Genomic DNA, 12062 nt, shown 5'->3' with positions numbered 1-12062 from the left:
TAAGAGGTTTGGTACGGAGTATCGCCCATCCTTAATCAACTGCCCTATTACTCGAGCATCCTTTGTATCATTCTTGGTAGGGGAATTGTCATCTAGTTCTTTACTTTTCTTTACATGCATTGGATTTACCATGACAAAATCGTACCCTTTTTCTACCAAAAAATAAGCGAGGCTAAACCAGTAATGACCAGTCGGCTCTACGCCAAGAATGACGTGATTCTTGCCATTTTCTTTTCGAAGACTTTCCGCCCAAGTCACTAATTTTGAAAGCCATGTTTTCGATTTTCAAAAATCAAGCGTTTTCCGAACTCGATACCTCGGTCATCTTGTGCACGTGCTACATGTTTATCCTTGGCAATATCAATGCCAACAATAAGAGTTAAAGGTGTAATTTGAGAGATTTTATGATTTTGTGTATAATTCATTATTGAGTCCTCCTTGGTTACTTAAATTAAGGGTCCATTTTTGCTTCGAAGCTTTGGACACCTCGTATGATACCAAGGGGCTCTTTTTTTGTTCAACTCTCAAATTTCTTCATTACAGGAATGCTCCTATAATACCTTAAAGCATGTAACAATTCTTTTTGTCTAAAATGATACATCCCTGAAAAGAAATGATAGTAGTAGTCAAGCATACCTTCTAGGTTATTCTTTTCTCTAATCTCTCTAAACTCCTCAAATCGTTCCTCAAGACTACCACCAGAACCAGCACACAAATAGTCGAGCTGGAGTTTATGTCGAAATTCTAATAGCGAGTAATAAATCAGGACGTCTTGATTCTCTTCCATATTATCAAGTAACTGTCTAACTTCCTTTTTTGTTATCTCCGCCTTTTCTATCCAGTTGTTCTTTAGTGAGTTATACCAAAAATTCATTTTTGTAGCAACTAAATCATAAGGAATTATTTCCACTCAATTTCTCCCCTTTTCCCAATATTTTATTTTTTGAAAATAATCAGAATAATATATCCTCTTTCTTATCGTAAATATTCTACACAATACCCCACTTTTTGACAACCATATATTGTTATAGTTCCCAAAAAACATCTGTTGATTGATGGCAAATAAAATTCATAGAGAAGAAAAAACCATTTATTGGGATCTTATACCTAATCCTAAAGATTCATTTTCTTAGAATGGAAAAAATATCCTACCACCCTTTTTATTAACATGATAAAATTTTAACTGATTGCTATTTTTATGATGTTGTTTAAAAAAATAACTATCTGAAAGGAAAATGTGATGGCAGAAAGAAAAAGAAAAACAAAGAGTTAGACAGTTCAGCTAAAGTTTTTGAAGCCAGTACTTTAGTTGAAAGAGCCGATCAACGTAAAAAAGATTATAAAAACCTAAAAGAGAAACTTCAAACGCTAAAAACAGCCTGTCTTGGAGTGGCAGATTTAGGTGATGATTTCACAGGAAAAGGCGCAGATAACATTAAAGAGTTTTTTAGAGGACAGGCTGAGGTTGTCGACAGTTGGATCACTCTTGCCGATATGCAGATCTCGTTTTTTAATGGGGTTTCTGGTGATATCGAAGCGAAAAAATTGCCCGATTCGTACATTGAAATGTCTTTTTTAAAGACTGAATTAAAAAATGCAGATAAAAAATCCGATCAAATCGTTGACTCTCTCAAGAGTAGCATGGATCGGATCATAGACCGAGTGAGCGACATCGTTGATCTGGATAAGTGGACTGACCACAATTACACAGTAGAGATGTCAAAAGCACAAACAACTCGGGAAAATGCAATTGATGCAGTAGACGATTTGGATAAATTTATGACAGGTGAATACACACAAGCATTGGCTGAAGCCGAAAGTGTCTCCAAAAAATTATCAGCATTGATGGAAGCCACAAGTAATGGCAAAAGCGCTTCTCCTATGTATTTTGATAAAAAGGCTTTTCACTCGAATAAGTTATATAAAGAAGCAATCAAAACCGACAAACAAGCGACTACATATATTAATGCGAAAAAAGAGCAAGCAGAAGCCCGCAGAATTGCAGAGTTGCAAGAGAAGCTTGCAAACGTATCTGACCCTGATGAATATGTTAAAATGGCTAAAGAAATTGGTTATAACAACCTTTCACCAGAACAACAGGAGTATGTTAAATCCCTTGAAGAAGAAGATGTTAGTTTCTGGGAACATCCTATTGATTATGTATCAGAGAAGTTAGACGATTTTGATGATGGTGTTATAAATCTTATAGAAACAGGAGAGGAGAAACTAAAAGAAGTTTTAGCACCTGTAGATGAGGCAGGTAAAAAATATCTAGGCTCTGCATACGACTATGCAAAAGGAATAACAGTGGCTAGATATGATTTTGTTAAGGAAACTCTTGAAGGTGTTGTAACACTAAATAAATTTGTAAGAAATTCTGCATTACATCCAGTTAGAACTGCAAACTCAATTATAGAATTCGACTATAAAAAAGCTTGGAATTCTGCTTGGGATGAAGTAAAAGAAAAATGGGATAAAAACTTTGTACATGGAGATTTGTATTCAAGGACACATTATGCTGAATATCTTAAATTAAATATCGTCACTACATTTATATCAGGTGGTGCCGGTGCAGCATCAAAGGGTGCATCAATTGCTTCGAAAGCTGGAAGATTTGCAAGCGCTGCGGGTAAATCAATAGTCAAACAAGGAATCAAAGGCGCTGGAAAAACGGCAATCAAACAAGGAATCAAAGGTGCTGGACACGTTGGAATAGTCGTAGGAAACAGAGTCGTTAAAGATCTCAAGGAAGTTGGAGAACTAATCAAAAAAGGACTCATAAAAATAGGAGACTTACCTAACCCAGTTGCACGGGAGATCCTCGTAACAGAAGGAATTCCTATACATGCGCTTACTTTACGGCAGTCTGGACATGAGATGATTCAGTTCATCAAGAAGTCGTTTGATCATTTTACAAGTCCTAAAGGTGGAAAAGCTCATGGTGGGGACGGCATTAAGAAGACTCCGAAAGGTGACCATGGTGGAGAACCTAAAGTTCCACATAAATCAAAACCGAAGTCACACGAATCAATTCAGAAGGTTGAGAAGAATAAAGAAGCAACCAAAAGCACTGGAAAAGTGACCGAAAAACACGAAGGCAAAAATGTTCAAAAAGGCAAGCATGGTGACGGAGATCCCAAAACTCCGCATCAACCAAAATCAAAATCACACGAGCCAGTTCACAAGGTTGATAAGCATCACGAGTCTACTAAAGGTGCTGAAAACGTTTCTGGTAAGCATCCTCATGAGTCTTCTAAGCCGAGGAAGCATGAATCTGGGAAAGATGTTGACAATGGGACTAAGGGTACTCGTAATCTTATTGGAAAAACTTTAAAAGATAGGGCTAACGTCGTAAGAACAAAATTATCTGATTCAATAACAGCATTCAAAAGTTCAGATGAATATTTAAATCTATCTAACACACAGAGGAAAAAAATAGATAGAAAAATAAAGTCACTTACTAAAGGTAATGTTGCTACAGCAGATGTTAATATACCAGGTATAAGAAATGAATTTACTGCTCATAGTCAAATCATTCTGTGGATAATTTAGGAACGGATGTTATGGATTTTTCATATACACCGACAGATAGTGAGCGTATCTTCAAAAAATTATGTAGTAGATCAGTTTCCGAGATATAATGATACAGAAGCGAAGATTCTTGAAGACATTGCATCTAAAATAAAAGACCCAAATATTAAAGGAGAAATTAATCTTTTCTCAGAGTTAGATACTTGTCAAAGTTGTACAAATATTATATTAGAATTCAGAGCAAAGTATCCTAATATAAAGTTAAATGTATTTTCAAATAATACAGTAACTCCATAGGAGTACAGAATTTAAAGGGAGGTTTGTGATATGAATAATAATGTTGATTATGAAAGCATCAAAGATTCCGTTGTATTTAGTTTTGAAGAATATGTAGAGGATGATGGTTTTACAGCACCTCAATCTGCAGCAAAAGTATTTGAAGAAGATTGGAGAGAGCTAAACTATAATATTTTCACAAAGACTGCATATTATATTTGTGTTGCAATAGAGTGTTTTAAATTAAAAGAAATACCTGATTTTATATATGAAAATTAGATTATTATATTAAAAGTAACGAATTTAAAGTTGAAGAAGCTAATACAGAAGATATAGATCAATTACTGCAAGATATAAATAAATGTAAACAATTAATGGGAAGTAAAGATTATAAGGTTATAGAATCAAGCTTTGGTGCAAAATCACGAATTGAATATATTCTTAGTTTGAAGCCATAAAAAATGGGGGTAAAAGGTGATGTTGTGACAATTTTGTAAATTCATCACCTTTTACCTTATTAGTAATTAAAAACTCAACACCCAGCCTAAAATATGTTCATACAAACAACCTTGTCCAAGTAGCTCTCCCAACAATCCCATCCACAGCCAGACCATTCACCTTTTGAAAAGCTCTCACAGCCTTCTCAAGTCCATGACCAAAGATAGAATCCAGACCATTCACATCATATCCCTTACAGATCAACAACACTTGAAGAATCCAAGTGATATTTCCTTTTGCTCCCTTACGGACATTTACGACAGCCGCACGAGTTTTCGGTCCCCACTCCCCATCTACGACAAGACCGGCATGAAATTGCTTATTTAATTCGGTCTGGAAGCCCTTAAGCAGAGCTTTGTATGTTTCAGGACCTTGATAACCGTCTACCTTAATATTTAACTTATAGCGTTTATTTAACGTACTCTGAATCGTTCTAACAATCGCACGACCACCACTGGAAGATGATTTCTTTGACGACTGCTTTTTAGTTGGTTTAGGAACCGCAGGTGTTGCGTTGTTTACTTTTGATACGAGGACTGGACGTTTACCAGCTTGTAATTGGCTCAAAGTTAAACCGCCCATCATTTCTAAATGTGGGTAATCTTTAAAGCTTTTCCAGTCCCCTCCCCACGCAAATCCTAAAGCCTTTGCAATTTGAGCGACTCTTTTCCACTTAGAATTGACCGTCCAGATCGCTGTTTTGCCATCTGAAGATAATAGAACATAATCGACTGCTAAACCGTAATTGTGGTTAGACTGTCCGGCTTTAGCATTAGTCACAATCTTCCCTGATGCAGTACGTCCTTTCGCATACAGCTTATTTTGTTCCGCAAAAGAACGATAGCCAGATGTCATCTGCACATAAATGTTCTCTTTATATGCCCTTTTGACGACTTCGATTGCTGTTTCTTTCACTACGGGGTGAATACCAGACCCCATATTTCGAATAGAACGATCGATCAATGTTTGTAAAGAAACTGCCATTGTAAAACACCTCTATTTTTTATTTTTGACAATTAAAAGAGACTGCCAACCGGTAGCCCTCTCATTTTGTTAATCCATTTTGTTTTAACACTTCTTTTTGTTTCTTCCCTTTCTCTGTGACATAGTTGTTTTTATACCATGCGACGATTGAAGTAATGATCGTAAACACTGTGGAACCCACCAAATACAAAGTATCTGCCAGTGTGTTTACTTGGTCCTCACTAATCGGCAATGCACCCTTTCCGAACATCATCAAAGTCTGGTTAATAAGTGCAATAAAAAGAAGCACCGTCCGAACGACTGTACCTTTATCAAAATTTTTCATTTTTCTTCACTCCTATTTTAGATTTTTTTCAATTTGATCCAACTTATCAATCACAACATCATATTTCTCACTGAATTTGGCTAGCACTTCATTTTGTGCATCAATCTGTGAATTAAGCTTGTTTTCCCTTTCTTTTGTTGTATTTAATACATAAAACAATATCCAACAAAAAAGAACCGCAAAGGGTCCTTGTGTCATTAAATATTGAGTTAAATCCATCTCCAAAGGCTTCACCTCCTTTAAGGCAAAATAAAAAAGCCCAATCGGCTCTTTTATAGTTCTGTTATTCTGTCTTGTTGCTAGGAGGCTTATTGGAATCGTAAGGTTCTCCAGTGATTTCTTCATATTGTTTCGGTGTAATCCTTCTGGCACCTACTCCATCATGAATTTGTTTCTTCGTCCACAGACCGTCTTTATAAAAGCCTTTCATATATGTGAACCAATCTGCCGTCTTTTCTGATCCTTCTATCGAGATCATATAGTATAGATGAGCAACCTGTTTCCTCAAAATCTCGGTTGCACTAGGTTCAGGCGGAGAAGGCTTCACGCTATCAATATACTCTTGTGTAGCCGATTCAACCCACACCACACCCTTCTCTAGCTGGTATTTAGGATCGTATAGCCCTTCAGGGATTAGCACTGTCGTACTATTAGGCGGTAATGTATCACCATTTATCTCAACATCATCTTCACCAGCATATTTAAAGTTTGCATCATAATAAAGAACGTGCATATTTTTCCCTCCCCTTACCATAACGGAATTCCGACATTAAAAGAGACTCTCGTAACACTTGCATTATCATTCGCCATGATGCCGTCATATCTCAGCTCCCCATCAGTGGTTAAAGAAAAACGAGCGATTCCGTAAGATCCAATTGTAGGTACAACAAAATCAACAAGCCTAGAGAGCTTAATTGTGAACTTTGCGACAATGGTTCCGATAGCCGGTAAGGAACTGAAAGAGCCACGTAACCATAAAACGTTATTATTGACGGAGAATTGTAACGGGAACGCTGAATCTTGCTTTGCCCCATTGATCAGTGTAGCCGCATTCCATTCCGGCGATAAGTCTGACGATGATAAAGACCGTTGCCACCCCTGCCAGCCTTCCGTTTGATCAATATAATTCGTATAAAGGTTGTTTTTCCAATCAAGCGCTATGACATACCCGTACGTACCTAGTCCCTTTTCATCCGTTCCGGTCATATGAAAAAGCCCTCTTGACGAGTGAGGACTCGGCGAGTTTTTGGCTTTCCCAGAACAATAAAAAGTTCCGAATCGTTTGCCGGACTGAACTATTTTCAAATAGAGATCATCCGTATCTCCTATGGATACCAACACGCCCCCAGTGTCATTAGATATTTTAGTTAATTGACCATCATTCCACTTCATTCGTTCCTCAGGCGTAATATGCCGAGTAGAATCTTCATTGTGTGTATCAAAATCAATCTTCGATGCTTGCTTCATATTTTCGACATTAGATAATCCAATCTGTTCTTTTGTAACTGCGTGTGGATTTTCCTTATTCGCTACATGCTGATCCGTATAATGTTTTGCGTTTGCTTCTGCCTTGTTTGCTTTTGCTTGCGCTCCGTCTTTTGTTTCAACGTTATTCAGTTCTGCAAACTTCTTTTGAAGTTCGTCTAATATGTTGTCTGCATGTGCTGCCTTTTCTTGAACAAGGGTTTTGAGCGTCTCAAAATCTTCGATATAATATTCTGCCATCGGGACAATATCCGCATCCACAAGAGCTTGATCAATCTTAAAAGAAAACTTGTGAATACTCATTTTCTGACCGTTATCATAATTGACATAAAGTTCAGCCTGCACTGTCCCAAAATGCTTCATTTGTTCCGAAGTCAAGACATAAAAAATAACGCCTGTAAGAGCGTCTCCGACTTCCGTATGAACATAAAAGTGACTACCGTCCGCGAACTTCATAAACAGTTTTCCGTGAGTCGCGTTTGATATGGGCAATGGTACACCGTCTTTCAATAGTTTAAAGGTTATTTTTGCCGTCCCAGTGTCTTGTGTACTGTATTGAATACTAGTTGATATATTGCGTTTGACTTGTGCGTTTACATCGAACTGAATGCCGGAGTCTTTATATATCATTTAACCACCTCCGTTATATTCCTGGATGAATAAAGACTTTTGCCACACCGTAACCCTGATCTTTATTAAAGTCTTTGCGGATTCGCATGACATAAAGACCTTTACCTTTATCCGATTTTGTACCTATTCCATCGTTAGGTACAATGAAATCACCGGTTTTTACTGTTTCATCAATTCTAACAAACACCTGACCGATTAAACCGACTACATGCCATTCATCGCGATCTTCTCTTGGTGTGTATTCAATCTTAGGATCATAATCTGGGTTTTCTTTCGGGATCTTATATTCACAGCCATCTTTAATCATTGTTTCATAGATCAAACCACCGAACTCGTTTCTAAGATATCGGTCATTCCAGTAAAACGCTGCACCACCCATGATAACGCCGGCAGTTTCAGAAATAACACCGAGAACTTTTTCACCTGTTTGCGCTTTTCGAATTTTATCGCCATCCAATGTCACCAGATAGCCAGATTCAATTTTGTTTCCGTCTTTAGATTCGAAGTATTCCGCAAGGTCCTTTAGGTCTGAAACGCTCTGGACGGCTCCCGTACCTCGTACCGATCCAGCCTCTGCATTCACTTCGACTCGTTTATTAGCCGTTGATGGCTCACTTCCGAACCCCCACACTGTGGTATAACTCTTGTCGTTTATGACATTGACAGAACCGAGAACCATAGCCGAAACTAAATCTTTGCCTTTCACATGGGAATTATTTGAACCCATGACAACAGACCGAGAGCCTTCTGTTGTGGAACCTCCCCGTGTTCCGATCAATACATTAGCGTCACCTTTAGCTTTGCCACCACCAGTAGAGCCGATAATTGCGCTAGTATCTGACAAAGGAGAACCAGAACTTGATGCAGCTCTAAAACCGCCCTTGATATTGTTTGGAACAAAGGGGTAACGTTCACCTGCGATCACAGCCGCATCAGTATATCCAACAGCACGCACCGAAACAATATTTGCTTGGTTGTTTGGCGCTGTTACACCGGCTATCCCACCTTTTGTATGTGTGATACCATTCATTAAATTAACGTAATATACCCCACCGCCTAAGCTAATACCGACTTTTGCCGAATCATGGATTGCAAAGTTTGAGATATGAACATCATCCGTTCGTTGATCGCCTCCGATCACATGAATATCTGTACCAGCTTTTGCGAAACCATGCATTTGTAATCCGTTAACATTAATCTTTCGACTCTTATATTGAAAAGCGATGATTGTTGTCCCTTTATAGTTATACGTAGGATCGCCAATCGCACGGAAGTTTGAAATCATGACATGTTGATAAGCTGAAACGACAAGCGCTCGTGGATCTAGTCCCACACATAGATCATTAAATACTGGTTCACGCGCTGTACAATTGACTAACGTAACATCTCGAGCTGTTTCGCTCCATGGTTCGTTTGCTAAGTGATGTCCAATGTGACGAAGATCAAACGCGCGAACATCTCGAAATGATTCACAACCTGTAATGTGGACGTTAGAAGGCGCCGGCCATTCCGGATGTGCTTTCACTTCAACACCACGAACATTCCCTGACGTATAACAATCAATAACCCAAACGTTTTTAGACCCGTCATCTACCTCGACACCGTTCGAATTTGCCTCTCCAACTGGATGGGCCTTTCCACTAGGATTGGTCATCACACATTGTGTGATAAAAACATACTCACTATAGTGCGTTGTTACTCCGTCATCTCCATACCCCGAACCGACGCATCGATCAAACCAGATATACCGGCATCCACTTTTTGTATAATCAACATCCGCAATATTATAGCTTGGTGCAGAGGCATCAAAACAATGTAACCCCGGATTAATGCCTTCTACTTCTCGCGCAATCCCGAATGTAACATTGGCAAAGGTAAGACAGCTCGAATGTATTCCACCGGTTGCACTTACACCGCCCTGGCGCTCCGAATTCCAATCAAGCGACATTCCTTCTACAACGATATTTCGGTTTCCCTTTACATGATCCGCGTTCGTGACCACCCACTCACTAGCTGGCGTATCTTCGTGCAGTTTCAGCGTAGTAACACCGATGCCTTGACCGACCATGTACGTCCAAGACGGAAGTTTGACGCCTTTTACAATATAGGTACCGGCTGATAGGTTCAGACGTACTTTACCGGTACCAATCGCTTTTTGAAATGCTTCTGTACTATCTTTTATACCGGTCGGATCAGCACCGAAATCGTCAACATTTACATTACGTTTGATTTTTTGTAGTAGCTTACCATACTCCGTATCTAATCGCTCTTTAAGCAAGGGAAATACCTCGCCATCAGCTGTAACTCTCGAATCGACTACCTCTTTAACGTTCGTCCCATCGGTATTTAATATTAAATTTCGTATTCTGTTCTTTAATCCTTCTAAAACCGAAGACACAGAAAAACCGCCGTGATCGACTTGTTTTGATGTATGGGCTGTTTTAGATAATTCATGACTTTTCAAATGATACTCGTGATCATTTAAGGTATTTTCAATACTTTGCATATCTGATTTTAATTGTGCTTGATGACGGGAGTTTCGCGTTTGATCATAATTTTTTATCAGCTGCACCATCTGCCTCACTCCTTTTTAAACAAAAATAAAAAAACGCTATCTGAGCGTTTGAAAAAGTTGGTTGATATATCGTTTTTGATCTCTTAACTGCTTAGCCTGACTAACGGCGATATCTTGAATATCTTTTCTGAAATTGGCGAATATCAATTTTGGACTACTGTAAGGATCTAAAGGATTGTACTGAATGGAGATCAGCCGTACATCATCTTCAAACGTGATACCATCTGCCGTATCAGCTAAGACATGAATCGTATCACCTTTCCAGAAGTCCTGTTCAATTTCTAATAGTTTTGGTTCATAGATATATTGAAAGTCTGCCTCGATTGTCATTTCAGGATATGGATTCACATGTTTTTTAAGCGCTGAAACCATGATACTCGCCTTTTTATATCTTTCATCCCTGATCGGTTCTGCCCAACGTGGTTTTCCTTCGAGTAAAAACTTTTTTTCATCTGGATGAATGTACAAAATCGGCTCAAATTCATATTTTGGTTTTTTGCTATCTGCGCTACTGCCTTTTTTCAAAGCACCATAGCCCCAAGCTCTAGTTGTGCTGTTTTGTGAGTTAATTTTAATGGAGATACCAGGCATATTATAGCGTGAATCTAAGGTGAAATTAATCCGTTTTCCCATCTTTTGATAAACATACATTTTATAGTTATCGACATCGATCTCAAGCTTGTAATCTTGGATAATTTCATCCATCAACTCTGTGGAATTCTTATCCCCAAAATTTTCTTGTTCTGCTGCATCAAATTCTCTTTCAGGCGTTTTAAAAATATATTTGAAATTCGTATCCTTTAACGCAATATCTAACGCCTCTCTTAACTTTAGCTTTTTTGAGACCGTTTCATGAATGCGATTGTTAATCAGAAGCACAGTGAAAATGTGGCTCGCTGATACAGTTTTCCTTAGAACATTTTTCTCTTGACGGATGTTAACATCTGTAATGTAATACTTTTGATGATTGAATTTCTTCTCATCCAAATACAGAATATTATCATTTACCAATAAATCGAATTCTATGGCGTTCTCCTGCGTTTTTGTGATCGTAAAGGTAAAACTCTTCTTCCCTGTCTTATCGTCCATCAGATCGACTGAAACGCCCGTTATTTCGACAACACTTTTTCCATCCTTTGTTGAAACATGTAGTTGTGGAAAGGTAACGTCAGAAGGTAAATTCTGATTGAGTGTGATGTCTTTCCCGTCATACTCTTTACTAGGAAATTCGGGATCAGGTGTCGGTGTATCTGGATCATCTGGTCCGTCAGGGACACCTTCCACAGTGTCATATTGTGTTAGTTTGTAAGTAAAGATTAAACTATTTAATTTAATGGCGTAATTCGGATCAGTCGCATAACCGGCTTCAACAAGTGCGGCTGTTGCTTTCTTGTAATCTTTTTCCCCTACGACAGCTTGATAGTGATTAGGATCCCAGCTTGTCCCGTTGACATATAACTTGGCTAAGTCTTGAATCGATTCAGACCAAGATGGGTATTTGCAAAACCTGGCTTGCACGGGAGTAGGTTTTCCGTTCTTGTCATATTCAGTCGTCCACATGAGGACATATTGTCCTTTATACGTACCTTTCATTCCGAATAAATTCTTTCCCTGCTGGGCTAGCTCACTTGTACCCCATCCACTTTCTAAACAGGCTTGAGCAATAATCAGGGAAGCAAGAATATCATGCTTTTTATAAACTCTCTGTGCGTCTGGTGCAATCTGTTTAATAAAATCTAAATTTGCCATATCACTTGC

The 12062-nt window shown here is 38.5% G+C and carries 10 protein-coding genes and 2 pseudogenes; 3 read left to right on the top strand and 9 right to left on the bottom strand.

Going from position 1 to position 12062, the window contains the following annotated elements; translation table 11 throughout:
* Both HOO54_RS01790 and HOO54_RS01785 read right to left on the bottom strand, forming a co-directional pair.
* Positions 1 to 425, bottom strand: a pseudogene (locus tag HOO54_RS01790) (IS110 family transposase); the annotation flags it as partial.
* Between the two features lie 122 nt (positions 426 to 547).
* A pseudogene (locus tag HOO54_RS01785) lies at positions 548 to 910 on the bottom strand (response regulator aspartate phosphatase); the annotation flags it as partial.
* Between the two features lie 314 nt (positions 911 to 1224).
* Between HOO54_RS01785 and HOO54_RS24000 the strand changes: the two are divergent.
* Genes HOO54_RS24000 through HOO54_RS01770 form a run of 3 tightly spaced genes read left to right on the top strand, consistent with a single transcriptional unit; the run spans position 1225 to position 4086 of the window.
* Entirely contained in the window at positions 1225 to 3552 is a 2328-nt protein-coding gene (locus tag HOO54_RS24000; RefSeq protein ID WP_253907592.1) for a ribonuclease YeeF family protein, read from the top strand.
* A 6-nt stretch (positions 3553 to 3558) separates the two neighbouring features.
* Positions 3559 to 3828: a deaminase domain-containing protein gene (locus tag HOO54_RS23995; protein WP_253907591.1), complete on the top strand. Its 270-nt coding sequence runs from the start codon at positions 3559 to 3561 to the stop codon at positions 3826 to 3828.
* Between the two features lie 30 nt (positions 3829 to 3858).
* On the top strand, positions 3859 to 4086 hold the full coding sequence (locus tag HOO54_RS01770; protein WP_172292274.1) for a hypothetical protein: 228 nt from the start codon (positions 3859 to 3861) through the stop codon (positions 4084 to 4086).
* Positions 4087 to 4362: 276 nt separating this feature from the next.
* On the opposite strand, the gene HOO54_RS01765 is transcribed toward HOO54_RS01770, so the two are convergent.
* From HOO54_RS01765 to HOO54_RS01730, 7 genes are all read right to left on the bottom strand, one after another.
* The gene (locus HOO54_RS01765) at positions 4363 to 5289 is read right to left on the bottom strand and encodes a peptidoglycan-binding protein (RefSeq protein ID WP_172291992.1); all 927 of its coding nucleotides are present in this window, start codon (positions 5287 to 5289) and stop codon (positions 4363 to 4365) included.
* A gap of 61 nt (positions 5290 to 5350) precedes the next feature.
* Positions 5351 to 5614 (bottom strand): phage holin, encoded by a 264-nt coding sequence (locus tag HOO54_RS01760; protein ID WP_172292220.1) that lies wholly within the window; start codon positions 5612 to 5614, stop codon positions 5351 to 5353.
* A gap of 12 nt (positions 5615 to 5626) precedes the next feature.
* The gene (locus HOO54_RS01755) at positions 5627 to 5839 is read right to left on the bottom strand and encodes a BhlA/UviB family holin-like peptide (protein WP_172291990.1); all 213 of its coding nucleotides are present in this window, start codon (positions 5837 to 5839) and stop codon (positions 5627 to 5629) included.
* A 58-nt stretch (positions 5840 to 5897) separates the two neighbouring features.
* On the bottom strand, positions 5898 to 6347 hold the full coding sequence (locus HOO54_RS25045) for an XkdX family protein (protein WP_375335794.1): 450 nt from the start codon (positions 6345 to 6347) through the stop codon (positions 5898 to 5900).
* 14 nt (positions 6348 to 6361) lie between these two features.
* Positions 6362 to 7729 carry a phage baseplate upper protein gene (locus HOO54_RS23990; protein ID WP_253907590.1) on the bottom strand — a complete coding sequence of 456 codons (1368 nt, stop codon included), beginning with the start codon at positions 7727 to 7729 and terminating at the stop codon, positions 6362 to 6364.
* A gap of 13 nt (positions 7730 to 7742) precedes the next feature.
* On the bottom strand, positions 7743 to 10304 hold the full coding sequence (locus HOO54_RS01735) for a peptidase G2 autoproteolytic cleavage domain-containing protein (protein ID WP_172292218.1): 2562 nt from the start codon (positions 10302 to 10304) through the stop codon (positions 7743 to 7745).
* Positions 10305 to 10340: 36 nt separating this feature from the next.
* Positions 10341 to 12053: a phage tail protein gene (locus HOO54_RS01730; RefSeq protein WP_172292216.1), complete on the bottom strand. Its 1713-nt coding sequence runs from the start codon at positions 12051 to 12053 to the stop codon at positions 10341 to 10343.
* Positions 12054 to 12062: the final 9 nt, after the last annotated feature.

The sequence above is a fragment of the Bacillus sp. WMMC1349 genome (assembly GCF_013155385.1).
Classification (GTDB): domain Bacteria; phylum Bacillota; class Bacilli; order Bacillales; family Bacillaceae; genus Bacillus.
This window is presented reverse-complemented; position numbering and strand designations above follow the sequence as displayed.

What these genes read in the sequence shown, in the direction of transcription:
- HOO54_RS01770 (WP_172292274.1), top strand. Translation starts at nt 3,859, where the DNA reads ATGAATAATAATGTTGATTATGAAAGCATCAAAGATTCCGTTGTATTT.
- HOO54_RS01765 (WP_172291992.1), bottom strand. Translation starts at nt 5,289, where the DNA reads ATGGCAGTTTCTTTACAAACATTGATCGATCGTTCTATTCGAAATATG.
- HOO54_RS01760 (WP_172292220.1), bottom strand. Translation starts at nt 5,614, where the DNA reads ATGAAAAATTTTGATAAAGGTACAGTCGTTCGGACGGTGCTTCTTTTT.
- HOO54_RS23995 (WP_253907591.1), top strand. Translation starts at nt 3,559, where the DNA reads ATGTTATGGATTTTTCATATACACCGACAGATAGTGAGCGTATCTTCA.
- HOO54_RS01735 (WP_172292218.1), bottom strand. Translation starts at nt 10,304, where the DNA reads ATGGTGCAGCTGATAAAAAATTATGATCAAACGCGAAACTCCCGTCAT.
- HOO54_RS23990 (WP_253907590.1), bottom strand. Translation starts at nt 7,729, where the DNA reads ATGATATATAAAGACTCCGGCATTCAGTTCGATGTAAACGCACAAGTC.
- HOO54_RS01730 (WP_172292216.1), bottom strand. Translation starts at nt 12,053, where the DNA reads ATGGCAAATTTAGATTTTATTAAACAGATTGCACCAGACGCACAGAGA.
- HOO54_RS25045 (WP_375335794.1), bottom strand. Translation starts at nt 6,347, where the DNA reads ATGCACGTTCTTTATTATGATGCAAACTTTAAATATGCTGGTGAAGAT.